Here is a 26,230-nt window from a genome sequence, read left to right on the forward strand (position 1 = left end):
AGTCCGCTGACCCCATGTCCGACACTATTGTTTTGCGCGGGCCAGAACGGCCAGACCTTTTGCGCCAGGAGGTGCTGGCCGATATTTTTGAGGCCACGGCTCAGGCTCATCCGGCGCAGATTGCGCTGATGGAAGGTCAAGGGGAGACTTTAAGGCAGCGTAGTTATGCACAGCTCGATGCCGATGCCAGCCGCGCTGCCCACAGGCTGATAGAGGCTGGCATACGCCCCGGCGATATGGTGGGGCTATGGCTGCCACGTGGTATCGAGCTGCTGACCCTGCAGCTGGCCATTGCCAAGACGGGTGCGGCCTGGTTGCCGTTTGATGCCGAAACGCCGCTGGAGCGCATTGCCACCTGTCTTGAAGATGCATCGGCCAAAGCGCTATTGATAGCGCAGCAGCATGCGCAGTCTGTACAAGCGCAGAAGGACATTTCTGCACAGACTTTTACGGAAGCTGATCTGCTGGCTGACCTGCCTGCAGATACCGTGCTGCATCAGCGTCAGGGCGCATTGCCCGAGCATCCGGCCTATGTGATCTACACCAGCGGCTCAACGGGCAAGCCCAAGGGCATTGCCATTACGCAGGGCAGCATCTGCCACTTTCTGCGCAGTGAAAATGCACGGCTGGGTGTGCGCCAGAGCGACAAGGTTTATCAGGGTTTCTCGGTGGCCTTTGATATGTCCTTCGAGGAAATCTGGATCAGCTATCTGGTGGGTGCCACGCTGTGGCTGGCTCCGCGCGAGATTGCGGGTGACCCCGAGGCCTTGCCCCGCGCACTGATGGAGCAGCAGGTCACGGTATTGCATGCGGTGCCTACATTGCTGGCGCTGTTTGCCCAGGACGTTCCGAACCTGCGCCTGATCAATCTGGGTGGCGAAATGTGCCCGGAATCGCTGGTGGCGCGCTGGGCCAATGCATCGCGTCAGATGTTCAACACCTATGGCCCCACCGAGGCCACGGTGTCTGCCAGTCTGGCAGAGCTCAAGGCGGGCGAGCCGGTGACGATTGGTACGCCGCTGCCCAATTACAGCCTGGTCGTGGTGCAGGTGATAGAGGCTGACAGCTTTCCTGCAGGCACGGCACCCCAACTGGTGGGGCTGCCCCAGGGCGAGGTGGGTGAGCTGTGCATTACCGGGCCTGGCGTGGCCGCGGGTTATCTGGGCCGGCCGGAACTGACGGCTGAAAAATTTCTGCTCAACCCCTGGCCCAGCGGGCCGCATGACACACGCCTTTATCGCACGGGCGATTTGGCCCGTATCGATGAGCATGGGCAGATTCATTGTCTGGGCCGGGCCGACGATCAGATCAAAATTCGCGGCTTTCGCGTAGAGCTGGGCGAGATCGAAGCTGTGCTGGCTCAGCAGCCCGGCGTGGGTACCACGGCGGTACTGCTGCGCAAGGATGACGGCATGGATCAACTGGTGGCCTTTTATGTGCCTGCCGATGAGCCTTGCACCGTAAACCAGTTGCGTGCGGCACTGGCGGAGCGCCTGCCGCCTTATATGGTGCCTGCGCGATTTGAGGCGCTGACCGAGATGCCGCGCCTGACATCGGGCAAGATCGACCGCAAGGCGCTCAAGGCCATGGAGCTGGCGCAGGCAACTGGGCCAACCGACTCGGATGTGGCGGAAACAGAAGCAGAGCAGGTGCTGTTCGCGGCGCTGGCCCAGATTTTTCCGGGGCAGGCGATTCACCGTGGCCAGGATTTCTTTAGCGACCTGGGCGGCCACTCGCTGTTCGCGGCACGGCTGACATCGCTGCTGCGCGCAGACCCGCGTTTTGCTCAGGCGACGGTCAGCACGGTCTATCAGCAGCGCAAAGTGGGCTTGATTGCCGAGGCCTTGCAGGCCGTCATGACCGTGGGTGGCTCTACAGAGCAGCAGCGCCCCTTCCGCATTCATTCGGCGTGGCGGCGCTGGCGCTGCGGTGCGGCGCAGTCTGTGGCCATTCCACTGCTGGTCTTGATCAAGATGGCGCAGTGGCTGGCGCCGTTTTTCACCTATCACTTCTTCACGGGTGACGAAAACGATTCCGTGGCCTTTGCGGTGGCCATGTCGGTGCTGGCCTTTGCCGTCGCCACCGTGGCAGAGTTTGGCATTGCCTGGGCTGGCAAATGGCTGGTGGCTGGACGATTGAAGCCGGGGCGCTATCCGCTCTGGGGTGTGACGTATTTCCGCTGGTGGTTCGCCGACCGTCTGGTTGAAGCGGTGCCCATTGCCATGATTACCGGCTCATCGCTGCATCCGGTGTGGCTGCGTGCGCTGGGGGCCAGGGTTGGGCGTGAAACCAATCTGGGTTCGATGACAGTGCGCGCCCCTGATCTGCTGCGTATCGGCGACGGCGCCAGCATTGGCAACGCCGTGGCGCTGGAAAACGCACGCGTTGAAGGCGGTGAGTTGATACTCGGTCGCATCGATATTGGCAACGAGGTCTGCATCGGCTCGTATGTAGTGATCGAAGGCAACACCCGGCTGGAAGACTGGGCGCATCTGGATGGGCAATCCGCGCTGGCAGATGGCTCGGTGCAGCCTGCACGCAGCATCTGGGCGGGCTCGCCTGCGCGTGCGAAAGGGGTTTTTGACCCTGCTACTTTGCCGCAAAGACAAGTGGTCAGCCCACTGCGTCATGCGCTGGAAATGCTGGTGTTTGTCTTTGGTGGCCTGCTGGTGGCGACCTTGTTCTTCATGCCTGTGTTTCCGACATTCATGTTGATTGACACGCTGGACATCGAAGCCATTTCCGTGCGCCCTTTGTTGGAGCAGGGTGTGGTCGATGCGGGCGGAGCCTTCATCCTGCGTCTGCTCAAATTCTTCATGCTGGCGCTGCCATCCAGTCTGGTGCTGGTGGCCTGCACGGTACTGGTCGCAGCCCTGGTTCGCTATCTGTTTCTGCCCAGAACCCGGGCCGGTACCTGGTCTGTGCACAGCGGGCGCTATCTGGGCAAGTGGATGGTCAACCAGATTCAGGAGGCCAGCTTGGGCACGCTGCACGGCATTTATGCCACGGTGTATTCATCGACCTGGTACCGACTGCTGGGGGCCAAGGTGGGCAAGCAGACCGAGCTGTCCACCGCTCTGGGTGTGGTGCCAGACATGCTGACACTGGGAGACGAATGCTTTGTGGCCGATGCCGTGATGCTGGGTGACGAACATATCGATGGAGGCTGGATGACGGTGCAGCCCACGGTGGTTTCGCGCCGCAGTTTCATTGGCAATGGTGCTTATGTTCCTGATGGGTCCACCATTCCCGAAAACGTGCTGATTGGCGTCATGACGGCAGTGCCGCGCAATGCCGATATGAAAGATGGCGATACCTGGCTGGGCTCTCCGGCCATCAATCTGGCCGCACGAGAGGTGGCGCAGGGCTACCCTGAGCACCTGACGTTTGCGCCATCGCCATGGCGGCGTCTGGGGCGTGGTCTGGTCGAGGCTGCACGCATCGCCGTACCCCATGCCGTGGTCATTGCCGTCGGTTATGCGATTGTTCTGGACGCCATGCCGCTGGCATCCGAAGGGCGCTGGGGCGCTGTGGTTCTGGATCTGGCTGTGGCTGGCATCATTTTTGGCTTGGTTGCTTTCCTGGTCGTGGCCTTGTTCAAATGGCTGGCTGTCAGGCGCTACGCGAAGACGGCGGTTCCCATGTGGACACCGTTTGTCTGGCTCTCCGAGGCGGCAACCAATATGTATGAAGGTTTGGCCATTCCGAACTTTCTGCGCTATTTGCGCGGCACGCCATGGCTGCCGCTGGCCATGAATCTGATGGGCAGCAAGATCGCTCCCAGTGTCTATCTGGACACCACAGACATCACCGAGCATGACTGCGTGACCATTGGTGAGCACAGCGAGCTCAATGCGCTGTGCTGCCCGCAGACACACTTGTTTGAAGATCGTGTGATGAAGATCGACGAAGTCATCATCGGCAAGCGCGTCACCATGGGCGCGCGCTGCACGGTGCTCTATAGCGCCAGTGTGGGCGACGATGTGCAACTGGGCCCGCTGACGCTGGTGATGAAGGGCGAAACCCTGCCGGCCCGCACGCGCTGGGAAGGCACGCCCGCTGCACCCGTGCGCCAGCCAGTCTGATGCAGATTCAGCCCTGCTGCCTGGATGGAGCTGCTGGAGGCAGGCCGCAGCTGCGGCTGGTGCAGGGGCTGGATGAGGGCGACAGGGAGGTTGCCCGGCTGCAGGCCAGGGCTGCGCTGGTTTGCTGTCTGGCGGCAGAACTGGGCTGTGCAGAGGCGGAGCTGAAAATCAGCAATCTGCGCGGCCAGGCTCCGCAAGTTCAGCTGCGTGGGCAGTTGCTGAAATCCTTGCATTGCTCTATCAGCCATGCGCAGGGAATGGCGCTGCTGGCCTGGCACTTTGGGGCGGCGGTTGGTGTAGATATTCAGGCGGTGGACAGACATGTGTCCCGACCGGAACTGCAAGCGGTAGCGCAACTTTTTTTTGCGCCTGAAGTGGCTGAAGTCCTTTCAGATATTGCGGTAGATGCTCTTTTTTTTGAAGCGTTTGCGCAGGCCTGGGCAGGGCAGGAGGCGCGGCTTAAATGCGCGGGGCTGGGCCTGGTGGAGTGGAGTGGCGAGCTGGAGGCAGGTCTGGCGGGTATTCACAGCGCATCAGTGCCACTGCCCATGTCTTTCACTGCCCTCGTCTGCAGGGCAGCTGTGGCCTGGCAAGACAAGGTCGGCGAAGACAGTGCTACCTGACGCATCAAGGCCGAAACATCACTGCAACCAGCCACCGCGTTTGGCATGAATGCGAGTCCAGGCGTCGTCCAGTCTGTCGTTATGAATTTCGCAGGAGGCCTGCTTGTTGGCAGAACCCTCGGAAGCAATCCCCCACTGGTTGGTAGCGGAGTAGCGCACCGGAATGGTGATGGTCACCACCCGCCTGTCTTTGGTGTAGTCCAGATACATGGCGTCTAGCGGCAGCTGCATCTCTTTCTTGTACCAGTCCAGACACATGCGTGCTTCGCGCTCATAGACCGCGGTGGGCAGGTGACTGGAGGGCGCTGGAAGTGGCTGGCTGGGTTCCTGCGGAAGGGAGATGACGCGCCCGCTGCCCGATAGCGGTGCGCTCTGCAAAGGTGCTGCAGGTGCCATGGAAGTGCTGTTGCTGCCAGCGGGGCAGGCCATATCCTGATACCAGACTCTGCCACCCCCTTCGCAGCGCTGAATGGCCGAAGCCAGAGAGCACAGGCTGGCGAGCAGTACAAAAGGCAGCAGTTTCTTCATGATCGGTGCTGTAGTTGTGTAGGTGGGCCTATTGTCCTGAAACGTGTCGTCTGATTGATTTCAACATGACCGTACCGCAACGAAAAAGGGCTGCACAAGGCAGCCCTTTGAGAGAAAGCAGTGAGGCTTACTGGAAACCCAGCGTATGCGGCAGCCAGGTTGACAGCGCGGGGATGAAGGTCAGCATGCACAGCACGATGAAGTGGGCCAGCAGGAACAGCGGCATCTCGCGCGTCAGGTCGGTAATCGATACGCGTGTGGCGACCGAAGTCACGAACAGCAGGCCACCCACTGGCGGTGTAATCATGCCCAGCGTCAGGTTGACGATCACCACCATGGCAAAGTGCGTGGGGTCGATGCCCAGAGTGAAGGCAATCGGTGCAAGGATGGGCACCAGAATCATCACGCCAGGCAGTGGCTCCATGAAGATGCCGAAGACCAGCAGCAGAATGTTCACGGCGATCAGGAACATGGTGGGCGACAGGTCCCAGCTCACGATCAGTTCAGACAGATACTGCGGAATGCCTTCCACCGTCAGCACCCAGGCAAAGGCTGCCGAGGTGGCCATGACCAGCAGCACCGAGGCAGTCAGCATGGCTGAGCGGGCCAGAATGCCTGGAAGGGCAGACCATTGCAGCGTGCGGTAAATCCATTTACCGCAGATCAGCGCATAGAACACCGCCACGACGGAAGCCTCTGTCGGCGTGAAGATACCGAAGCGGATGCCGACCACGATCAGCACAATCAGCATCAGTGCGGGGATGGCCTTGAAGCTGTTGACCCACATCTCGCGGGCGCTGGGGCGTGGCTCGGTGCTGCGGTAGTCGCGCTTTTTGCAAACCCACCAGTTGACCGCAGCCATGGCCAGTGCAATCAGAATGCCGGGGATAAAACCGGCCATGAACAGCCCGCCCACGGACACGTTTTCATCCTGCAGCGCATAGATGATCATGCTGACTGAGGGCGGAATGATGGGGCCGACGATGGCCGTGCTGGCTGTCAGCGCCGCCGCATAAGGGCGGCCGTAGCCAGCCTTGTCCATCATCTTGACCATCATGGAGCCGGGGCCGGCGGCATCGGCCAGAGCCGAGCCAGAAATGCCCGAGAACAAGGTCAGCGACAGCACGTTGGCATAGCCCAGACCGCCACGCAGATGACCGACAAACTGCGCCGCAAAGCGCAGCAGCACAGCGGTGAGTGCGCCGCCTGACATCAGCTCGGCGGCCAGAATGAAAAACGGCACGGCCATCAGCGGAAAGCTGTCGATGCCCGTGAACATTTCCTTGAAAACGATCAGCTGTGGATAACGTCCACCGACAAAGACCGCCAGCGCCGCCGAAATGGCCAGCGCAAACGCCACCGGAAAGCCCAGCGTGAGCAGGACGATGATGGCAACAAATAAAGTGATACCCATGATGTTTAACCTGCTAGCTCTTAGATGGACGCTGCGGCGTCTGCGTCCATTTCGTCGGATTCAGCAAAGCTGCCGGCGGTGATGTAGCCGCGCGCAATGAACAGCAGGTGAATCAGCATCAGCACAAAGCCCACAGGCATGGCGCCGTAGATATAGGAGATCGGGATGTCCGTGGCTGCAGTGGTCTGAAAGCGCGTGGCGTAAACGTACTGCGACGCGGTCACGGTCATCACGACAAAGAACACAGCCAGACTGACCACGACAATGCCGCGAATGATCTGTGCGCTGCGTGTGCTGACGGTGCGGTGCAGATTGTCGATGGCCACATGGCCACCAAAGCGCAGCACCAGGCCAGCGCCTAAAAAGGTGACCCAGATCATCATGTGGCGGGCTACTTCTTCAGCCCAGACAATGGAGTCGCCCGTGGTGTAGCGCAGCACGACGTTGGCAAAAACGATGCAGGCCATGGCCAGCAACAGCAAGATCAGCAGCCAGCGATTGCAGGCTACGAGAATGCGTTCGATACGATCAAGCATAGGAGTGGGGGTGAGCAGTCGCGGCAGTGAAGTCGCTGCCGACGTGGACTGCGTCACGAAGTTGGGGCTGCTTCATCATTGGCATGAATTGGCGCAAGTCCATTCGTGCTGACCACAGCCGGGCAAAGCGGGCTTTGCCAGTGAGATGAAAAACTAGCAGGCCCGCTGCAGGGGGCGCAGGCCTGCTGCGGGATTACTTGACGGCGGTGATGGAGTCCAGTGTCTTCTGGCCAAACTTTTTGGCGTATTCCTTGTACGCAGGCTCCAGTGCAGCGCGGAATGCGGCCTGGTCAATCTTCTCCACAACCTTCATGCCATTGGCTTTGGCTTCTTCGACGCCCTTCTTTTCCACGTTGTCCACAAAAGCGCGCGAAGCCAGAGCGCCCTTCTTGGCAGCTTCGGTGAAAGCGGTCTTCTGGGCTGCGTTCAGCGAACCCCAGAACGAGGGAGAGACGATCAGCGCCATGGGAGCGTAGACGTGAGCGGTGAGTGTCAGGTGCTTTTGCACTTGCCACAGCTTGGCCGAGCTCAGCACGGAGATGGGGTTCTCCTGACCGTCAATCGTGCCCTGCTGCAGCGCGCCGATCACTTCGGGCCAGGACATGGGAGTGGGCGATGCACCCAGCGTGCGGAAGGCCGTGATGTGCACGGGGTTCTCGGTCACGCGGATTTTCAGGCCCTTGAGGTCAGCCACGCTGGTGACAGCGTGCTTGTTGTTGGTCAGGTGGCGAAAACCTTGCTCACCCCAGGCCAGCGCAACCAGGCCGCGCTTCTGGAACTTGGCCAGCAGATCCTGGCCAAATGCGCCATCCATCACGGCACGAGCGTGATGGGTGTCACGGAACAGGAAGGGAATATCGACCACGCCCACATCGGGCACGAAGTTGCTCAGCGCGCCAGTGGAAACGATGGCGGCTTCCACGGTGCCCAGTTGCAGGCCTTCGATCAGTTCACGCTCGCCGCCCAGTGCGGACGCGGGGAACTGCTTGAACTTGTAGGCGCCGTTGGTGCCTTTTTCCACGCCTTCAGCCCAGGCGTTAGCAGCTGCGCCGTAGTGCGAATTGACCGCCAGCGCATAGCCAATCTTGACTTCCTTGCCTTGGGAAAAAGCGGTACCTGCGGTCAGTGCGGCGGTAGCTGCCACAGCGGAGGCGACGAAAGTGCGGCGAATCATGCGCATGGTATGGGTCTCTCGGAAATGTTTTGAAATAAATCAAAAATTGTAGTGAGTACCAACCGTGGGTTTTTACGCATCAAGGGGTCGTCTTATGCGTGTATGTGCATCGTGGTTGACGATGGATGAGGCGTAAAAAAGCCCGCAAGGTATCAAGTTGCGGGCTTTGTGGTGAGCGTGTTCGGCGCTCTCTATCGATAGATATCAAGGCAATTCATCGCTGAAACCTTTAATTAATAGGCGCTGGCTGCTCTTATTTTTGAGTATTTAGAATCTGATTAGCCAGCTGCACAAAGCCGTCGCCGCGCTCGGCGGTGGTGACATAGCGCGGCAGGTGGTGCAGCTGCGGCACAAAGCGCGCGATATTGGCCACGCCCACGGACAAGGGCATGTGCTGGAACATCAGCTGGTCGTTGGTCGAATCGCCGATGTAGATCCACTGGCCCAGTGTGGCGTCCAGGTCGATATCGAACAGCTCGCGCACAATCCAGCGCGCACCTTCGAGCTTGTTGTGGCCACCAAACCAGCCGTTGATGTGGATGGAGCTGACCGTGGCGTTCATGCCCGCGTCGCGCATGATCTGCACGCACTGGTCAATCTGCGCCTGGGGCATGTGGGTGAACTCGCTGTGGTCCACGGCAATATCGCATTCGCGGCCCATCGAATCGGTGGCCCGGTTGGCACCGGGCACGGTGGCTTCGATCTGGCTCAGCACCTCCTGCATGCGCGCAAAGTTGCGGGCGCGTTCAGCATCGCCCTGCTGGTAGAGCTTGTCCAGGCCCGCCGCGCTATTGCGGCGCAGTGCCACGGCGCCGTTTTCGGCCACGATGGCATCCACCGGCCAGGCCGATGCAAACGGCACGCTCCAGCCCACCGGGCGGCCGGTGATGGGCACCACCTTCAGACCCGCGTCTTTCAGGCGCGCGATGGCCGCCACCACATGGGCGGGCACTTCCCCCTCGGTGGTCAAGGTGTCGTCGATATCGGTCAGCACGCCCAGCAGGTTGGCGGGAACCGGCAGTTCCGACAAAGGGCGCAGAAATTCGTTACTCACAAAAGCTCTCTCAATATAGATCCACGCATAACATTGGCGAGGCCCAACTCAGAGACATCGAGCAAGAGCCGCCTCGCAGCGAGGATGTCGTCCCCCTCCGGCGCGCAGCGCCAGAGAGGGGGAAGCGGCAAAGCCGCTCAGGGGGTGAGGCTCAGTTCGCTGAGCCTAGTGCCAGTCCAGCGTGTTCACGCAAGGGGTGGAAGTGGATTTTGGGGAAGCGCTCTTGCGCCAGTCGCACGTCATACGGGCTGGTGCACAGATAGGCCAGCGTGTCGGCGGCATCGTGTGCCAGGCGCATGGGATAGGCGTTTTCAAATTCGCGCAGCTCGGCGGGAGAGTCGGCCGTGATCCAGCGCGCACCGGTGTACTGGCAGCCTTCCAGGCGCACATCGCAGTCGTATTCGGTCTTCAGGCGGTGTTGCACCACTTCAAACTGCAGCTGACCGACAGCGCCCAACAGCATATTGCCGCCGACATCGGGCTTGAACACCTGAATCGCGCCTTCTTCGCCCAGCTGCATCAGACCTTGCTGCAGCTGCTTGGTGCGCAGCGGGTTCTTCAGCACCACGGTCATGAACATTTCCGGGGCAAAGAAGGGCAGGCCGGTGAACTGCAGGTTGGGACCATCGGTGATCGAATCGCCCAGCTGCACACCGCCGTGGATGGTGAAACCGATGATGTCGCCCGCATAGGCTTCGTCCACTGCTTCACGACGCTGCGACATAAAGGTCACCACGCTGGTGGGGCGCAGTTCTTTGCCGGTGCGCTGCACCTTCATCTTCATGCCGGGGGTGTACTTGCCGCTGGCCACGCGCACAAAGGCGATGCGGTCGCGGTGGTTGCTGTCCATATTGGCCTGCACCTTGAACACCACGCCCGAGAAGCCGCTGTCTTCTGGCTTGATGATGCGTTCTTCGCGGTTGCGGTTCACTTCCGTGAAGGCCACGCGCGGGCCGGGTGGGGGCGACATGTCCACCACCGCGTCCAGCACTTCCATCACACCGAAGTTGTTCACACCCGAGCCGAAGAACACGGGCGTCAGCTTGCCGGCCAGAAAGTCTTCGTGGTTCCACTCGGCCGAGGCGCCTACGGCCAGCTCCATCGACTCCAGAGCGTCGTCATAAGCCTTGCCAAAGCGGGCGCGCAGCTTGTCGCCTTCGCTCAGGGGAATGACTTCAAAGTCCTTGGGGCCGCGGTCGCTGCCGGGGGCAAACACCGTCATGCTCTGCGTGCGCAGATTGATGATGCCGCCGAAGCTCTTGCCCTGGCCCACGGGCCAGGTGATGGGGCAGCAGGGCATGCCCAGCTCGCGCTCGACTTCGTCCATGATGTCCAGCGGGTCGCGCACTTCACGGTCGAACTTGTTGATGAAGGAGATGATGGGCGTGTTGCGCTGGCGGCACACCTCGATCAGGCGGCGGGTTTGCGATTCCACACCGTTGGCCGCATCAATCACCATCAGCGCCGAGTCCACGGCCGTCAGCACGCGGTAGGTGTCTTCCGAGAAGTCCTTGTGGCCGGGGGTGTCGAGCAGGTTGATCACGTGGTCGCGGTAGCTCATCTGCATCACCGACGATGCCACCGAGATACCACGCTGCTTTTCAATCTCCATCCAGTCGGACGTGGCGTGGCGCGACGCCTTGCGGCCCTTGACGGCGCCAGCAATCTGGATCGCACCCGAGAACAGCAGCAGCTTTTCGGTCAGCGTGGTCTTACCCGCGTCCGGGTGGGAGATGATGGCGAACGTACGACGGCGCCGGGTTTCTGGGGCGTATGACACAGTATTGAGAGCTGTAAATACAGCCGGAGAACGCCGGCTGTGACAACAAAAGGTGCAGCGGTCCGCTTGCTGCACAAGGCCGCGACCAGACGGACGGGCCTGTGAATAAGGCTTGAGGGCGCTTATTTTAACGGCAGGGGCAATTCATGGAGGCGGCGCGGAATTGAGAGCCTTCCGTTCGCATTGGCTGGGGCTGGGCACAGATGGTGAGGCTCTTGCCGAGAGCACAATAGCTGCATTGCCCCAGGTTTTTGCTTTCCCGCCATGAACAGCGCTCCACGCGATGTGAATACAACCTTCGCCACCCAACCGCAAGATTCTGCTGCCCCTGTATGGATACAGCGCGGAACAGCCCAGTACTGGCGGGTCAGCGTGGCCTTGTTTCTGGCGGGCTTTGCTACTTTTTCGCTGCTGTACTGCGTGCAGCCATTGCTGCCTGAGCTATCTCAGACTTTTGGCGTAAGCCCTGCGCAAAGCGCGCTGGCGCTGTCTGTGTCCACGGCTTGCCTGGCGGCTTCCATTGTGCTGGCGGGCGCTTTGTCCGAAGGGCTGGGGCGGCGCAAGCTGATGTTCATCTCGATGGCGCTGGCGGCACTGTGCAATCTGGTGGCTTCGTTTTTGCCACAGTGGCATGCCATGCTGGCTGCACGTGCGCTTGAGGGCATCTTGCTCGGCGGCGTGCCTGCCGTGGCCATGGCTTATCTATCGGAAGAGATCGACCCCAAGGGCCTGGGCTTTGCCATGGGTCTTTATGTGGGCGGTACGGCACTGGGTGGAATGCTGGGCCGCATCGGTATGAGTGCCATGACGGAGTTCTGGGGCTGGCGCCATGCCATGGCAGCTCTATCGGTGCTGGACTTGCTGGCGGCGCTGGGCTTTGTCTTGCTGCTGCCCAATTCGCGCAACTTCGTCAAGAAAACAGGGCTGGGCGCCCGCTATCACCTGCAGGCGTGGGGCCGTCATCTGCACCACAAAGGGCTGCCGCTGCTGTTTCTGATTGCATTTGGCCTGATGGGCGTGTTTGTCAGCATCTACAACTACGCCGGCTTTTTGCTGAGCGCGGCGCCTTACGGCATGAGTCAGTTACAGATCAGCCATATCTTCTACGCCTATCTGTTTGGCATGGTGGCCTCGCCAATGGCTGGCGGTCTGGCTGACCGTCTTGGTCGTGGTCCGGTATTGATTGCGGGTGCGTTGCTGATGGCAGCAGGCGTGGTACTGACCCTGTTCCATGCGCTGGCAGCCATCGTGCTTGGCATTGTGTTGCTGACGGCAGGCTTCTTTGTGGCCCACTCTGTCGCCAGCGGCTGGGTGGGGCGGCTGGCCACGCAAAGCAAGGGCCATGCGTCATCGCTCTATCTCTGGGGCTATTACATGGGTTCCAGCGTGCTGGGTGCCGGTGCAGGCTGGTTCTGGTCGCGCTGGGGCTGGAATGGCGTGGGCATGGTCTCCCTGCTGGTGCTGACCCTGGTGATCGGGCTGGCGCTGCGCGTGCAGTGGCTGGCTGCGCAGGCGGCCAAGCGTGCGCTGCAGGCTTGATCCATCCACATCTATACGCCGTCTTGATACGGCTGGCGCCAATCTCTACTCGCCCTTGACGGGCTGACTTCTACATTTCCTCCATCACAAACGGGCCGCAACGGCCTGCGGGAGGAAATAAATGCACATCACATGGATTGAGACCCTGGCCGCCATCACGGCGGCAGGGCTGTTTGCCTATCTGGGCTATGCGCTGCTGCGCCCCGAGAAGTTTTGAGGGGGCCGCCATGCAAGTGCTGCAAGACCTCATTTTTGTGGGCCTGACGCTTGTCTGCTTTGTTGGGCTGCTGGGCTTCCTGCGCGCTCTGGCGCGGATCTAAGAATTACCCCCTGAGGCGCTGTGCGCCTTCCCCCAAGGGGGACGGCGCCGTCGCTGCGGGGCGGCCCTTGCTTGGCACCTCTTGTTTGGATGGTGCAGGTGCGAACGCAAGCGGCTGAATCGGAGAAATTTTATGTGGTTACCCTGGATGGAATTTGCCGCGGTGCTGACCGTGGCGACCTTGCTGACCATTCCCATGGGGCAGTGGCTGGCGCGCTGCTTTACCAGCGAGCACCACAGCTGGCTGGAGCGCGCCACCTATGGCGCCCTGGGCGTGAACCCGGCCGAGCGCATGGGCTGGCAGCGCTACGCCAGCGCTCTGGTCTTGTCCAACGCAGCCATGTTGCTGCTGGGCTATCTGCTCTTGCGGCTGCAAGGCAGCTTGCCGTTGAACCCGCTGGGCATTGCGGCGCAAACGCCCGATCTGGCCTTCAACACCGCCACCTCGTTTCTGACCAATACCAACTGGCAGGCGTATGCGGGTGAGAACAGCTTGAGTAATGCCACGCAGATGGCCGCCATCACCTTTCTGATGTTTGCCGGTGCTACCACGGGGGTAGCGGCTTGCGCAGGTTTTGTGCGCGGTCTGGCACGCTCCAGCAGCCAGGATGTGGGCAATTACTGGGTGGACTATGTGCGCGTGTTCTGGCGCGTGCTGTTGCCGCTGTCGTTTGGCATGGCGCTGGTCTATGTGTGGCAAGGCATGCCTCAGACCCTGGGCACCGAGGCAGTAGCCAGCACGCTGGAAGGCGCCCGGCAGCAGTTGCTGATGGGCCCGGTGGCCAGTTTTGAAAGCATCAAGCACCTGGGCACCAACGGGGGCGGCTTCTTCAGCATGAATGCGGCCCACCCGTTCGAGAACCCCACGCCGCTGACCAATCTGCTGCACATTTTGTCGATGCTGCTGATCCCCGCCGGGCTGACCTATGCCTTGGGTTCCATGCTGCTGCGCCGCAAGCAAGGCTGGGTGCTGTTTGGTGCCTGCATGGTGATGTTCATCGGCTTTCTGGCACTGGTGTTTACGGCCGAGCAAAACGGCAGCAGCCTGCTGGCCCGCGCCGGTGCCGACCAGCAGTGGAGCACCACGCAAAGCGGCGGCAATATGGAAGGCAAGGAGCTGCGTTTTGGCATTGCCGACACCGCCTTGTTTGTGACCACCACCACGGCGGCCACCACGGGCTCGGTCAACGCCATGCACGATTCGCTGACCCCGCTGGGCTCCATCACGCCGCTGGCGCAGATGATGCTTAACTGCGTGTTCGGCGGTGATGGCGTGGGCCTGATCAACCTGATCCAGTACGCCATCCTCACGGTGTTTCTGGCCGGCATGATGATTGGCCGCACACCCGAATTTCTGGGCAAGAAGATCGAGGTGCGCGAGATCAAGCTGGTGATGCTCTCGGTGCTGGCGCATCCTGCCGCCATCCTGGGCTTTACCGCGCTGGCCGTGCTCTGGCCTGATGCGGTGGCCAGCTTGAACAACCGCGGCCCGCACGGCTTCTCGGAAATCCTCTACGCCTATGCCTCGGGCACGGCCAACAACGGCTCGGCCTTTGCGGGGCTGAACGCCAACACGCCGTTCTTCAACACCACCATCGGCTTGGCCATGCTGGCGGGGCGCTTCTTGACCTTGCTGCCCCTGCTGGCCGTGGCCGGCAGCATGGCCGCCAAGGCCACGGTGCCCACCGGGCCCGGCACCTTTCCTACGGCCACGCCGCTGTTCATGGGGCTGTTGGTGTTCGTGGTGCTGGTGGTGGGCGGGCTCACTTTCTTGCCGGCCCTGGCGCTGGGGCCGATCGTGGAGCACCTGCAGATGCTGGTGGGCCAACTGTATTCCTGAAGCCACCGAATCGCACCTATTTTGCCAACGAACTGCGGTCGCCCTCTTGTGCGCTGACCGCAGTCCAAGGAGCAAGTTATGAAATCTTCTTCTCAAACACTTTCCACAGGGGCGGTGTCTGCTGTGGTGTCTGCACAAGGCGATGTGCCGGCGGCCTCCTGGGGCCGTTTGCTGGCCAGCAGCGTGCGCGCGGCCGTGGTGGTGATGCTGGTGGGCGGCATCGCCTATCCGCTGTTCACCACCGGTGTGGCCCAGGCGCTGTTTCCCCATGCGGCCAACGGCAGCCTGATCGAGCGCAACGGCCAGACCGTGGGCTCGGCGCTGATCGGTCAGCAGTTCGACGGCGCCCGGTATTTCCATGGCCGGCCCAGCGCCACCACGGCGCCTGATCCTGCCAAAGAGGGGGCCAGCATTGCCACGCCTTACAACGCGGGCCTGTCGGGCGCCAGCAACCAGGGCGCCACGCACAAGGACCTGGCTGATGCCGTAGCCCAGCGGGTGGCGCAGTACCGGGCCGACAACGGCCTGGCGCCGGATGTTGCCGTACCGGTGGATGCGGTCACGGCCTCGGCTTCGGGGCTGGATCCGCATATCTCCGTGGCCAATGCCCAGCTGCAACTGCAGCGTGTGGCACAGGCACGCGGGTTGAATGCCGATCAGGTACACACCTTGATGAATGGCGCGACCGAGTCGCGCACCCTGGGCCTGCTGGGCGAGCCGCGCGTCAACGTGCTGCGCCTCAATCTGGCTCTGGATGATTTGACTCAACAGCCTGCAGCGCGCAAGGAGTAATCGATGTCAGCTATCAAAACAAAAGCAGGCAGTGGCCTGCTGGATGCTGCGCTGGTTCGCAGCGCGCTGTGGGGTGCGCTGTGCAAGCTCTCGCCGCGCACGCAATGGGCCAACCCGGTGATGTTCGTGGTCTACCTGGGCGCCATGCTGACCACCTTGCTGTGGGCGCAGGGACTGGTGGAAGGCGAGGACAGTAAGTCCGGCTTCACGCTGGCGATTGCGCTGTGGCTGTGGTTCACCGTGTTGTTTGCCAACTTTGCCGAAGCCCTGGCCGAGGGCCGCAGTCGCGCCCAGGCTGCCAGTTTGCGGGGCATGAAGCGCGACACGGTGGCCAAGGTGCTGGAGCAGCCGCGCCACGGCAGCGCCTGGATTCCGGTGCGCGCCAGCGAGCTGCGCAAGGGCGTGACCCTGCTGGTCGAAGCCGGCGACACGATTGCGCTGGACGGCACGGTGATCGCTGGTGTGGCCTCGGTGGATGAAAGCGCCATCACCGGCGAATCGGCACCCGTGATCCGTGAGGCAGGCGGCGATTTTTCCTCGGTCACCGGCGGCACCCGCGTGCTGTCGGACTGGCTGGTGGTGGAAGTCACCGTCAACCCCGGCGAATCGTTTCTGGACCGCATGATCTCCATGGTCGAATCGGCCAAGCGCCAGAAGACCCCCAACGAGCTGGCGCTGACCATCTTGCTGGTGGGCCTGACCTTGGTGTTTTTGATGGTCATCGTCACGCTGTGGCCGTTTTCGGCCTTTGCCGTGGCGCAGACCGGTACCGGTCAGGTGGTGGGTATTGCGGTGCTGATTGCGCTGCTGGTGTGCCTGATCCCCACCACCATTGGCGGGCTGCTGTCGGCCATTGGCGTAGCCGGAATGAGCCGCATGATGCAGGCCAATGTGATTGCCACCTCGGGCCGCGCGGTGGAGGCCGCAGGCGATGTGGATGTGCTGCTGCTGGACAAGACCGGCACCATCACCCTGGGCAACCGCCAGGCCAGCGAATTTCTGCCCGCGCCCGGCACCACGGCCCAGCAACTGGCCGAGGCCGCGCAACTGGCATCGCTGGCGGATGAAACCCCCGAAGGCCGCAGCGTGGTGGCGCTGGCGCAAGAGCGCCACAGCCTGCCCGCACGCAATGCCGCTGAGTTGCTGGCCGAGTTTGTGCCCTTCACGGCCCAGACGCGCATGAGTGGTGTGGATTTATCGACACCCCAAGGCCCGCGCAGCCTGCGCAAAGGCGCGGCTGATGCCGTGCGCCGCCATGTCGAGGCATTGGGAGGCAGCTTCCCCGCACCGGTGCAGCAGGCGGTGGACAACGTCTCGCGCAAGGGCAGCACGCCGCTAGTGGTGGCCGATGGGGCCAAGGTGCTGGGCGTGATCGAGCTCAAGGACGTGGTCAAACCCGGCATGAAAGAGCGCTTTGCCGAGCTGCGCCGCATGGGCATTCAGACCGTGATGGTGACGGGCGACAACCCTTTGACCGCAGCCGCCATCGCCGCCGAAGCGGGCGTGGACGATTACCTGGCCGAGGCCAAGCCCGAGGACAAGCTGCAGCTGATCCGCAACCACCAGGCCGCAGGGCGTTTGGTGGCCATGACTGGCGACGGCACCAACGACGCGCCCGCGCTGGCCCAGGCCGATGTGGCCGTGGCCATGAACAGCGGCACGCAGGCGGCCAAAGAGGCCGGCAATATGGTGGACCTGGACAGCAATCCCACCAAGCTGATCGAGGTGGTGGAAACCGGCAAGCAAATGCTGATGACGCGCGGCGCGCTCACCACCTTCAGCATTGCCAACGATATGGCCAAGTATTTCGCCATCATTCCGGCGGCCTTTGTGGGCACCTATCCACAGCTGGCATCGCTCAATGTGATGCAACTGCACAGCGCCGATTCAGCCATCCTGAGTGCCGTGATCTTTAACGCGCTGATCATCATTGCGCTGGTACCGCTGGCCCTGCGCGGTGTGCCGTACCGCGCCGTGGGCGCCGCCGTGCTGCTGCGCCGCAATCTGCTGATCTATGGCCTGGGCGGCCTGATCGTGCCCTTTGTGGGCATCAAGATCATCGATCTGTTGCTCACGGTGCTCGGCCTGGTCTGAGCGTTCCTCTGGTATTTGAGCTTCGCCCTGTGTTGCCCGCGCTTTGTTGCGGCGGCAGGGGCAAGCCTTGTCTCTTGTGAATTCCTATGTGCAAATCTGCCGTCAAAACATTCCTGGCCAAACGTTCCTTCGCCATTGCATCGACGTTGTTGCTGATCGCGATTTCTTATGCTAGTTCGGTCAAAGCCGAGGAAAATAAATATCAGGATGCTACTGAAAATGCAGCAAATGTACCCGCCGAACACAAGCTGCCGCTGACCGGCAGCCTGAGCCTGCTCAGCGACTATCGCTTTCGCGGCATCTCCCAGACTTGGCAGGGCGCTGCCGTGCAGGGCGGGGTGGAACTGGCCCTGCCCCAGGGCTGGTATCTGGGCACCTCGCTGTCCAATGTCTCCACCAACAGCTATGGCCTGGGCCAGGGACTGGAGCACGATATCTATGGCGGCTGGCGTGGCGAGGTCGCGCCCGACTGGCAGCTTGATGCCGGCCTGCTGCAGTACCGATACCCCGGCGCCCGCCTGGCCACAGACAGCGGTGGCAGCAAGCGCTTTGATACCACCGAAGCCTATCTGGGTACCACGCATGGCGGCTTCAGCGCCAAATGGTCAGTGGCGTTGACGCCGTATTTCGGCCTGCGGGACAGCACGGCCGGATCGGCCTTTGCTTCGGCGCTGCCCCCTGAAGGCAGCAGCCGTGGCAGCCAGTATCTGGATCTGAACTACCAGCATCCGCTGGGCGACTGGGCCACACTGGGTCTGCATGGCGGCTATACCTATGTGCGCAACTACAGCGCGGTGTCTTATGCCGACTGGCGCGTCTCGCTGGCCAAGACCTGGGGCGCATGGACGGCCAGCCTGGCCTATGCCGGAACCTCGGCCAACGAGCGCTATTACAGCGCCGTCAACAGCCAGGGCCAGTGGCGCAGCCTGGGCCGCAGCGGCTGGGTGCTGGGCCTGAGTGCGGGCTTCTGAGCCTGTATTTGAGTGATACGCTGAACGCCTGATGCCATCTTCTTCCTCTTCCTCCCCTGTGCTACGCCCCGATCCCGATGCGCTGGTCGCCCAGTTGCAGGCCGAGCAGGCTCAGGCCGCACGCGGCAAGCTGCGCATCTACTTTGGCTCCAACGCAGGCGTGGGTAAGACCTATGCCATGCTGGCCGCCGCCCAGCGCGAGCGCCAGTCCGGCCGCGCGGTGCTGGTGGGCCTGGTCGAAACCCACGGCCGGGCTGAGACCGAGCAGCAACTGCACGGCTTGCGGCAGCTGCCGCGTAAGCCTTTGCCCTATCAGGGGCGGCGGCTGCCTGAGTTTGATCTGGATGGTGCGCTGGAGCAGCACCCCGATGTGCTGCTGCTGGACGAGCTGGCGCACAGCAACGTGCCCGGCGCGCGCCACCCCAAGCGCTGGCAGGATGTGGAAGAGCTGCTGGCCGCCGGCATCAACGTGTGGACCACGCTGAACGTGCAGCACCTGGAAAGCCTCAACGATGTGGTGAGTGGCATCGTCGGCATCCAGGTGCACGAAACGGTGCCCGACCATATCTTTGACGATGCCGACGAAGTCATCGTGGTCGACATCCCGCCCGAGGAGCTGCTCAAGCGCCTCAAGGCCGGCAAGGTCTATGCGCTGGAGCAGGCCGAGCGCGCCTCGCACAACTTCTTTCGCCTGGGCAATCTGCTGGCGCTGCGCGAGTTGGCGCTGCGCCGCACGGCCGACCGGGTGGACGAGGACATGCGCGACTACCGGCGTGAACGGGCGATTGGCGATGTCTGGCCCGCGCGCGAACGCCTGCTGGTGGGCGTGGGTGGCCGCGCAGGAGACGACGCGCTGGTGCGCCAGGTGGCGCGGCTGGCGCGTCGGCTGGAGGCCGACTGGGTGGTGGTCTATGTGGATGCCCCCGCGCGCCAGCACCGCCCGCGTGCGGCGCAGGAGCGGGTTTTAAAGACGCTGGCCCTGGCCGCCCGCCTGGGCGCCGAAACCGCCACCATTCCGGGATCGGATGTGGCGCAGGCGCTGGTGGACTTTGCGCGCGAGCGCAATGCCAGCCACCTGGTGCTGGCGCGCGTGGACCGAGGCCGGGTCAGCCGCTGGCTGCCTTGGAGGCCAGCCAGCCTGCCGGAGCAGATTGCCCAGCACAACCCCAATCTGGATGTGCTGCTGTTGTCCACCGCGCACAGCAAAAATGAGAGCGCCTTGAGCGCGCCGGTAGCGCGCGAGAAGGGTTTTTCGTTCATATCCTATATCGGCGCCACGCTGGCCTGCCTGGCCGCCACTGGCGTGGCCGAGTTGCTGCTCAATGTGTTTGACCCTGCCAATGTGGTCATGCTTTTTTTGCTGGTGGTGGTGCTGTCGGCACTGCGCTGGGGGCAGGGGCCGGGCGCCTGGGCAGCGCTGGTGTCGGTGCTGCTGTTTGACTACTTCTTTGTGCCGCCGATTGACTCGTTCAGCGTCAACGACACACAGTACATCTTCACCTTCTGCTTGATGCTGGGCGTGGCCCTGGTCTGCGGCCAGCTCATGGCCAGGCTGCGCCACGAGGCACGTGTGGCGGCAGAGCGTGAACGCCGCGCCGGTGCGCTGGCGCGCCTGGCGCGCGATCTGTCGGGTGCGCTCAAGCAAGAGCAGGTGGTGCAGATTGCGCTGGGCACCGTCAGCGGCGTGTTTGATGCACAAACCGGTTTGCTGTTGCCCGATGCGGCAGAGCAACTGCATGTGGCCCAAGGCAGCGAGGGCAATATCGACATCAGCATCGGCCGCTGGAGCATGGAGCACGGCCAGAGCGCCGGGCAGGGCACCGATACGCTGGCGGCATCGCCCGCGCTCTATGTGCCGCTGATGGCGCCGGTGCGTGCGCGCGGCGTGCTGGTGCTGCACCTGCGTGCGCCGGAGCGCCTGCGCGTGCCCGAGGAGCGCCGCCTGCTGGACGCCTGTGCCAGCCAGATTGCGCTGGCGCTGGAGCGCGTGCACTTTGTGGAGGTGGCGCAGCAAACCCAGATCGCCATGGAGGGCGAGCGTATGCGCAACACGCTTCTGTCCGCCGTGTCGCACGATTTGCGCACGCCGCTGACCGGCATTCTGGGCGCGGCGCAAACGGCCTTGCCCCATGCGGCGCCTGGCCCGGTCAACGACATGCTGGTGCAGATCCGCAACCAGGCCCAGTCCATGCAGCAACTGGTGGACAACCTGCTGGCCATGGCACGGTTGCAGCAGGGCGGCGTGCACCTGAAGCGCGAATGGCTGCCGGTGGAAGAACTGGTGGGCAGCGCACTGCGCCAGATGCACGAACGCCTGGCAGGCCACACCGTGCGCACCGCGTTGCCGGTCGATCTGCCGCTGCTGCAGGTGGATGGCGTGTTGATGGAACGGGTGCTGGTGAACCTGCTGGACAACGCCGTCAAATACACGCCCCAGGGCACGGCGATCGAGATTGCGGCCCGGATGGAGGGGCAGGATTGCCTGTTGGTGCTGCAAGACGCCGGCCCCGGCCTGCCGCAGCACCTGAGCGCCCAGGCGCTGTTCGAGCCATTTACCCGGGGCGTGAGTGAATCCTCGGTGGCCGGCATGGGCCTGGGCCTGACCTTGGCGCAGCGCATTGTGCAAGCCCATGGCGGATCGCTGCAGGCGCAGCCGCTGGCAGCGGAGACGGCTGGCGAAGGTGGCACGGGCACGGTCTTCACCATCCGCCTGCCTGTGCCCGAGCAGCCGCGGCTGGACGAATAATGGAGAGTTATGGATCACAGCCCCCGCATTTTGCTGATTGAAGACGATGCCAGCATCCGCCGCTTTGTGCGCCTGGCGTTGGAAGACGAAGGCTGGCAGGTGTTTGAATCCGAGACCGCCAAGCGCGGACTGATCGACGCCGCCAGCCGCCAGCCCGACGCCGTGGTGCTGGATTTGGGTCTGCCCGATGCCGATGGCAAAACCGTGATCGCCGAGCTGCGCGGCTGGAGCCAGCTGCCCATCCTGGTGCTGTCGGCGCGCGAGCGCGAAGAAGAAAAAGTGGCCGCGCTGGATGCCGGTGCCGACGACTACCTGACCAAGCCCTTTGGCGTGCCCGAGCTGCTGGCCCGCCTGCGCGTGATGCTGCGCCGCCGCCAGCAGGTGACCACGGCCGACAAACCCCGCAGCCGCGCGCAGTTTGGCGAGGTGCTGGTGGACCTGGCCACGCACGAGGTCAGCCGCGCCGGCCAGGCCGTGCACCTGACGCCTATCGAGTTCCGCCTGCTGGCGGCACTGATTGCGGGCCAGGGCAGGGTGATGACGCACCGCCAGCTGCTGCTGCAGGTCTGGGGCCCGGAATACCTGGATCGTCCGCACTATCTGCGCGTGCACATGGCCAATCTGCGCCAGAAGATCGAGGCCGACCCGGCCCAGCCCGCCCATCTGCTGACCGAGCTGCAGGTGGGTTATCGGCTGGTCGGTCTGGCGCTCTGACAACAGCTTGCCGGTATAATCGCGGCTCATCCGAGGAGCGTTGCAGCGTTCCCCAGCCGCACCATTAGCGCGGCATCAGCGGGGCGTGAGGCTCGGATTCATACCCCCGCAACGACGCTCACCCACGCTTTCTGTGCGGTGAGACGGCTTTTCCTTCTTGCGCAGAACGTGGTTTTTCATTCATTTTTTGGAGAAAACCATGAACGCTGCTGTGCGCTTCAACCCCGCCGATTCGGCCATTACCGACATTTCCCTGGCCGCTTGGGGCCGCAAGGAAATCAAGATTGCCGAAACCGAAATGCCTGGCCTGATGGCTGTGCGTGAAGAGTTCGCTGCGAAGCAGCCCCTGAAGGGCGCGCGCATCACCGGTTCGCTGCACATGACCATCCAGACCGCCGTGCTGATCGAGACGCTGACGGCGCTGGGCGCCCAAGTGCGCTGGGCTTCGTGCAACATCTTCTCCACCCAGGACCATGCTGCCGCCGCCATCGCCGAAACCGGCGTGCCCGTGTACGCCATCAAGGGCGAGTCGCTGAAGGACTACTGGGATTACACCCACGCCATCTTTGAATTCGGCGCCAAGGGCACCGAAGGCGAAGGCCCCAACATGATTCTGGATGATGGCGGCGATGCCACCATGCTGATGCACCTGGGCAAGCGCGCCGAGAAGGATATCTCCGTGCTGGCCAACCCCGGTTCGGAAGAAGAAAAGATCGTCTTCGCCGCCATCAAGGCCAAGCTGGCCGTGGACTCCACCTGGTACAGCCGCAAGTCGACCCAGATCATGGGCGTGACCGAAGAAACCACCACCGGTGTGCACCGCCTGAACGAAATGTCGGCCAAGGGCACGCTGCTGTTCCGCGCCATCAACGTGAACGACTCGGTGACCAAGTCCAAGTTCGACAACCTGTACGGCTGCCGCGAGTCGCTGGTGGACGGCATCAAGCGCGCCACCGACGTGATGATCGCCGGCAAGGTGGCTTGCGTGGCCGGTTACGGCGACGTGGGCAAGGGCTCGGCCCAGGCACTGCGTGCTCTGTCTGCCCAAGTGTGGGTGACCGAGATCGACCCCATCAACGCCCTGCAAGCCGCCATGGAAGGCTACAAGGTCGTGACCATGGAATACGCTGCCGACAAGGCCGATATCTTTGTGACCACCACCGGTAACAAGGACATCATCCGCCACGAGCACATGGTGGCCATGAAGGACCAGGCCATCGTCTGCAACATCGGCCACTTCGACAACGAAATCGACGTTGCTTCCATCGAGAAGTACAAGTGGGAAGAAGTGAAGCCCCAGGTCGACCAGATCGAGTTCCCTGACGGCAAGAAGATCACCCTGCTGGCCAAGGGCCGTCTGGTGAACCTGGGCTGCGCCACCGGCCACCCCTCGTTCGTGATGTCCAACTCGTTTGCCAACCAGACCCTGGCGCAGATCGAGCTGTTCACCCGCCCCGACGCCTACGAAGTGGGCAAGGTCTATGTGCTGCCCAAGATCCTGGACGAAAAGGTCGCCCGCCTGCACCTGAAGAAGGTGGGCGCCATGCTGACCGAGCTGACCACCGAGCAAGCTGCCTATATCGGCGTGAGCAAGGAAGGCCCTTACAAGCCTGAGACTTATCGCTATTAAGCACCCCCTGAGGCGCTGCGCGTCTTCACCCCTCTCTCTACGCGCTGCGCGCTAGGGGAGGGGGACGACAGCTTCGCTGCGCGGCGGCGCTTGCTCGCTGTCACTTTGCTAGGCTCTGCCAGTATTAGTGAGCGGCTGTCGTGGTTTAAATTTGATAGCTGCTTGCACACGTTGTTTCTTGATTTCAGATGCATATTTATCTGAAATTAAGGTGTATCAAGCGCAAACAGCTATCTAAAAAGATTTCTTTTGCCCGCTGCGCATCAAGTGCAGCGCTTGGCGCCGGTTTATTTCAAAGGAAGCGACGCTATGCGCGCAGATGTTTTTTTGGTGGAAGCAGGTCATGCTTCCACGCGCTCACAGGCTCAGCGTCTGATTGCTTCGGGCGTCGAGTGGCGCCTGACACCTCTGGCACCCTGGAAGAAGGTTGCCAAGAACGGCGACGATATTCCTGCGGGCGCAGAGCTGAACTTGCTGGATGCCGCAGAGGCCAAGTACATCTCGCGTGGCGGCCTCAAGCTCGAAGGCGCCTTGGCTGCGACGGGTATTGCCGTCAAGGGGCTGCGCTGCCTGGATGTGGGGCAGAGCACCGGTGGCTTTACTGATTGCCTGCTGCAGGCCGGTGCCGCGCAGGTGATTGGCATTGATGTGGGCCACAGCCAGCTGCACGACCGTCTGCGCAGCGATGAGCGCGTGGTCTGTGTGGAGAGCTTCAATGCCCGCACGCTGACGCCTGAATCGCTGGAAAAAGCCTGTGACGAAGCGCTGTGCGACGTCATCGAGGAAGAAGAAGACAACGACACCCAGCCCGTTGCCCCTTATGCATGGATGCGCAACGGCGGTCAGGTCGATGAAGACTATGACGACAGTGACGACGCCAAGGAGCAGGACGTCGAAAACTTCAAGGCCGAGCGCGCCGCCAAGGCCAAAGCCAGGGCCGAAGGCTCCTCGCCCGTGGAACTGCAGCGCCGCGAAGGGACTGAGAACATCGACATCACGCCCGCATTTGACTTTGTGACGGGCGATGTGTCCTTTATCTCGCTCACGCTGGTGCTGCCTGCCGTGGTGCAGGTGCTAAAGCCCCATGGCCAGCTGCTGATGCTGGTCAAGCCCCAGTTCGAGCTGCAGCCCGGCCAGATTGGCAAGGGCGGCATTGTGCGCGATACGGCGTTGTACGCTGAAGTGGAAAAGCGCATTCGCGATTGCCTTGCAGAGCTGGGCCTGACGGTCAAGCAGTGGCTGGATTCGCCCATTGAAGGTGGTGACGGTAATCACGAATTCTTTGTCTGGGCCCAGCAGGGCGCAGAAATCAAGGCACCCGCACCGGTGGCTGCAGAAGACGCGGAAACCGCCAAACCCGCTGTCAAGACTGCCGCCAAGCGCCCTTCGCGTGCCGATATCAAGGCCCAGCGCGCCAAGCAGGAGCTTTATGAAGACCCTGAGGCGGCCAGCTTTGGTCAGCCCGGCCCCGGTCGTGCCAAGCAAAAGAAGCGTAACGAACGCTGAGGCCTGAGCCCTCGGTCAGATTCACAGAAACCAGAGACAAAAGCAGCCATGAGTTTTCCCGTCAGCTTTGAGTTTTTCCCTACCAAGACCCCCGAAGGTGCGGCCAAGCATGTGGCTACGCGCCAGGCCCTGTATGCGCGCAAGCCCCAGTTCTGCTCCGTCACCTACGGGGCAGGCGGCTCCACCCAGTCGGGCACGTTTTCCATGGTGCAGGCCATTCAGAACGAGGGCATGGCTGCGGCTTCGCACTTCTCCTGCATCGGCGCCACGCATGAATCCGTACGTACCGAGCTGAGCGAGCTCAAGGCCATGGGCGTCAAGCGCATCGTGGCCCTGCGCGGCGACCTGCCAAGCGGTTATGGGCTGGGCGGCGAGTTCCACTACGCCAGCGATCTCGTTGCATTCGTGCGACAGGAATTTGGCGACTGGTTTCATATTGAAGTGGCCGCTTACCCTGAAACTCACCCTCAAGCCAAGTCCCCACGCAGCGATCTGGACGCATTTGTTGCTAAAGTACGCGCTGGCGCAGATTCCGCCATCACGCAATACTTCTACAATGCCGACGCGTACATGCGCTTTGTGGACGAGGTGAAGGCCCTGGGGATTGAGACTCCCGTCGTTCCCGGAATCATGCCTATCACCAGCTCTACACAGCTGATGCGTTTCTCGGATGCCTGCGGCGCCGAGATTCCGCGCTGGATTCGCCTGCGTCTGCAGGCGTTCGGAGATGACACAGCATCCATTCGTGCGTTCGGCCTGGATGTCGTGACCCATCTATGCGAGCAGTTGCGCAGCCAGGGGGCTCCCGGGCTGCACTTCTATACGATGAACCAGAGCGTCGCCACTCTGGAGATCTGCGACCGACTCGGGCTCTGAGCACCTGTG

At 62.3% G+C, this 26,230-nt stretch carries 19 protein-coding genes and 1 riboswitch; of the genes, 13 read left to right on the forward strand and 6 right to left on the reverse strand.

The features are described from left to right. Positions 1-14: 14 nt before the first annotated feature. A complete protein-coding gene (locus JDW18_RS02960) occupies positions 15-4,085 on the forward strand; it encodes a Pls/PosA family non-ribosomal peptide synthetase (RefSeq protein WP_218242266.1) in 4,071 nt (1,356 codons plus the stop codon). After that, the gene (locus tag JDW18_RS02965; RefSeq protein ID WP_218242267.1) at positions 4,085-4,708 is read left to right on the forward strand and encodes a 4'-phosphopantetheinyl transferase family protein; all 624 of its coding nucleotides are present in this window, start codon (positions 4,085-4,087) and stop codon (positions 4,706-4,708) included. Before JDW18_RS02960 ends, JDW18_RS02965 begins: the two co-directional genes overlap by 1 nt. Before the next feature lie 18 nt (positions 4,709-4,726). Here JDW18_RS02965 and JDW18_RS02970 read toward each other — a convergent pair whose 3' ends face one another. The 6 genes from JDW18_RS02970 to JDW18_RS02995 form a co-directional block, all read right to left on the reverse strand. Continuing rightward, positions 4,727-5,236 carry a hypothetical protein gene (locus tag JDW18_RS02970; RefSeq protein WP_218242268.1) on the reverse strand — a complete coding sequence of 170 codons (510 nt, stop codon included), beginning with the start codon at positions 5,234-5,236 and terminating at the stop codon, positions 4,727-4,729. Between the two features lie 127 nt (positions 5,237-5,363). Beyond that, entirely contained in the window at positions 5,364-6,650 is a 1,287-nt protein-coding gene (locus JDW18_RS02975; RefSeq protein ID WP_218242269.1) for a TRAP transporter large permease, read from the reverse strand. Positions 6,651-6,670: 20 nt separating this feature from the next. Then, the gene (locus JDW18_RS02980) at positions 6,671-7,186 is read right to left on the reverse strand and encodes a TRAP transporter small permease (protein ID WP_218243752.1); all 516 of its coding nucleotides are present in this window, start codon (positions 7,184-7,186) and stop codon (positions 6,671-6,673) included. A 193-nt stretch (positions 7,187-7,379) separates the two neighbouring features. Continuing rightward, positions 7,380-8,366, reverse strand: a complete 987-nt coding sequence (locus JDW18_RS02985; protein ID WP_218242270.1) for a TRAP transporter substrate-binding protein — start codon at positions 8,364-8,366, stop codon at positions 7,380-7,382. Positions 8,367-8,613: 247 nt separating this feature from the next. After that, complete coding sequence (locus tag JDW18_RS02990; protein ID WP_218242271.1) at positions 8,614-9,414, reverse strand: HAD-IIB family hydrolase; 801 nt, start codon at positions 9,412-9,414, stop codon at positions 8,614-8,616. A gap of 151 nt (positions 9,415-9,565) precedes the next feature. Further along, complete coding sequence (locus JDW18_RS02995) at positions 9,566-11,194, reverse strand: peptide chain release factor 3 (RefSeq protein ID WP_218242272.1); 1,629 nt, start codon at positions 11,192-11,194, stop codon at positions 9,566-9,568. Positions 11,195-11,458: 264 nt separating this feature from the next. On the opposite strand from JDW18_RS02995, the gene JDW18_RS03000 reads away from it, so the two are divergent. The 11 genes from JDW18_RS03000 (at position 11,459) to metF (ending at position 26,221) form a co-directional block, all read left to right on the forward strand. Then, complete coding sequence (locus tag JDW18_RS03000) at positions 11,459-12,733, forward strand: MFS transporter (protein WP_218242273.1); 1,275 nt, start codon at positions 11,459-11,461, stop codon at positions 12,731-12,733. A gap of 121 nt (positions 12,734-12,854) precedes the next feature. Further along, complete coding sequence (kdpF, locus tag JDW18_RS03005) at positions 12,855-12,950, forward strand: K(+)-transporting ATPase subunit F (protein WP_218242274.1); 96 nt, start codon at positions 12,855-12,857, stop codon at positions 12,948-12,950. Between the two features lie 235 nt (positions 12,951-13,185). Beyond that, on the forward strand, positions 13,186-14,892 hold the full coding sequence (kdpA, locus tag JDW18_RS03010) for a potassium-transporting ATPase subunit KdpA (RefSeq protein ID WP_218242275.1): 1,707 nt from the start codon (positions 13,186-13,188) through the stop codon (positions 14,890-14,892). A 78-nt stretch (positions 14,893-14,970) separates the two neighbouring features. After that, positions 14,971-15,684: a K(+)-transporting ATPase subunit C gene (gene kdpC, locus JDW18_RS03015; RefSeq protein WP_218242276.1), complete on the forward strand. Its 714-nt coding sequence runs from the start codon at positions 14,971-14,973 to the stop codon at positions 15,682-15,684. Positions 15,685-15,687: 3 nt separating this feature from the next. Next, positions 15,688-17,778 (forward strand): potassium-transporting ATPase subunit KdpB, encoded by a 2,091-nt coding sequence (kdpB, locus tag JDW18_RS03020; RefSeq protein ID WP_218242277.1) that lies wholly within the window; start codon positions 15,688-15,690, stop codon positions 17,776-17,778. 86 nt (positions 17,779-17,864) lie between these two features. Next, positions 17,865-18,749 (forward strand): TorF family putative porin, encoded by an 885-nt coding sequence (locus JDW18_RS03025; protein ID WP_218242278.1) that lies wholly within the window; start codon positions 17,865-17,867, stop codon positions 18,747-18,749. Positions 18,750-18,780: 31 nt separating this feature from the next. After that, positions 18,781-21,495, forward strand: a complete 2,715-nt coding sequence (locus tag JDW18_RS03030) for a sensor histidine kinase (RefSeq protein WP_218242279.1) — start codon at positions 18,781-18,783, stop codon at positions 21,493-21,495. Positions 21,496-21,504: 9 nt separating this feature from the next. Then, positions 21,505-22,209: a response regulator gene (locus tag JDW18_RS03035; RefSeq protein ID WP_218242280.1), complete on the forward strand. Its 705-nt coding sequence runs from the start codon at positions 21,505-21,507 to the stop codon at positions 22,207-22,209. 26 nt (positions 22,210-22,235) lie between these two features. After that, positions 22,236-22,336, forward strand: a riboswitch (S-adenosyl-L-homocysteine riboswitch). Between the two features lie 72 nt (positions 22,337-22,408). Then, positions 22,409-23,839: an adenosylhomocysteinase gene (gene ahcY, locus JDW18_RS03040; RefSeq protein ID WP_218242281.1), complete on the forward strand. Its 1,431-nt coding sequence runs from the start codon at positions 22,409-22,411 to the stop codon at positions 23,837-23,839. Between the two features lie 309 nt (positions 23,840-24,148). After that, positions 24,149-25,345 (forward strand): TlyA family RNA methyltransferase, encoded by a 1,197-nt coding sequence (locus JDW18_RS03045; protein ID WP_218242282.1) that lies wholly within the window; start codon positions 24,149-24,151, stop codon positions 25,343-25,345. A gap of 48 nt (positions 25,346-25,393) precedes the next feature. Next, positions 25,394-26,221 (forward strand): methylenetetrahydrofolate reductase [NAD(P)H], encoded by an 828-nt coding sequence (gene metF, locus JDW18_RS03050; RefSeq protein WP_218242283.1) that lies wholly within the window; start codon positions 25,394-25,396, stop codon positions 26,219-26,221. Positions 26,222-26,230 lie beyond the last annotated feature (9 nt).

This window comes from Comamonas fluminis (assembly GCF_019186805.1).
Classification (GTDB): domain Bacteria; phylum Pseudomonadota; class Gammaproteobacteria; order Burkholderiales; family Burkholderiaceae_C; genus Comamonas; species Comamonas fluminis.

What these genes read in the sequence shown, in the direction of transcription:
- JDW18_RS02960 (WP_218242266.1), top strand. Translation starts at nt 15, where the DNA reads ATGTCCGACACTATTGTTTTGCGCGGGCCAGAACGGCCAGACCTTTTG.
- JDW18_RS02965 (WP_218242267.1), top strand. Translation starts at nt 4,085, where the DNA reads ATGCAGATTCAGCCCTGCTGCCTGGATGGAGCTGCTGGAGGCAGGCCG.
- JDW18_RS02970 (WP_218242268.1), bottom strand. Translation starts at nt 5,236, where the DNA reads ATGAAGAAACTGCTGCCTTTTGTACTGCTCGCCAGCCTGTGCTCTCTG.
- JDW18_RS02975 (WP_218242269.1), bottom strand. Translation starts at nt 6,650, where the DNA reads ATGGGTATCACTTTATTTGTTGCCATCATCGTCCTGCTCACGCTGGGC.
- JDW18_RS02980 (WP_218243752.1), bottom strand. Translation starts at nt 7,186, where the DNA reads ATGCTTGATCGTATCGAACGCATTCTCGTAGCCTGCAATCGCTGGCTG.
- JDW18_RS02985 (WP_218242270.1), bottom strand. Translation starts at nt 8,366, where the DNA reads ATGCGCATGATTCGCCGCACTTTCGTCGCCTCCGCTGTGGCAGCTACC.
- JDW18_RS03000 (WP_218242273.1), top strand. Translation starts at nt 11,459, where the DNA reads ATGAACAGCGCTCCACGCGATGTGAATACAACCTTCGCCACCCAACCG.
- kdpF (WP_218242274.1), top strand. Translation starts at nt 12,855, where the DNA reads ATGCACATCACATGGATTGAGACCCTGGCCGCCATCACGGCGGCAGGG.
- kdpA (WP_218242275.1), top strand. Translation starts at nt 13,186, where the DNA reads ATGTGGTTACCCTGGATGGAATTTGCCGCGGTGCTGACCGTGGCGACC.
- kdpC (WP_218242276.1), top strand. Translation starts at nt 14,971, where the DNA reads ATGAAATCTTCTTCTCAAACACTTTCCACAGGGGCGGTGTCTGCTGTG.
- kdpB (WP_218242277.1), top strand. Translation starts at nt 15,688, where the DNA reads ATGTCAGCTATCAAAACAAAAGCAGGCAGTGGCCTGCTGGATGCTGCG.
- JDW18_RS03025 (WP_218242278.1), top strand. Translation starts at nt 17,865, where the DNA reads ATGTGCAAATCTGCCGTCAAAACATTCCTGGCCAAACGTTCCTTCGCC.
- JDW18_RS03030 (WP_218242279.1), top strand. Translation starts at nt 18,781, where the DNA reads ATGCCATCTTCTTCCTCTTCCTCCCCTGTGCTACGCCCCGATCCCGAT.
- JDW18_RS03035 (WP_218242280.1), top strand. Translation starts at nt 21,505, where the DNA reads ATGGATCACAGCCCCCGCATTTTGCTGATTGAAGACGATGCCAGCATC.
- ahcY (WP_218242281.1), top strand. Translation starts at nt 22,409, where the DNA reads ATGAACGCTGCTGTGCGCTTCAACCCCGCCGATTCGGCCATTACCGAC.
- JDW18_RS03045 (WP_218242282.1), top strand. Translation starts at nt 24,149, where the DNA reads ATGCGCGCAGATGTTTTTTTGGTGGAAGCAGGTCATGCTTCCACGCGC.
- metF (WP_218242283.1), top strand. Translation starts at nt 25,394, where the DNA reads ATGAGTTTTCCCGTCAGCTTTGAGTTTTTCCCTACCAAGACCCCCGAA.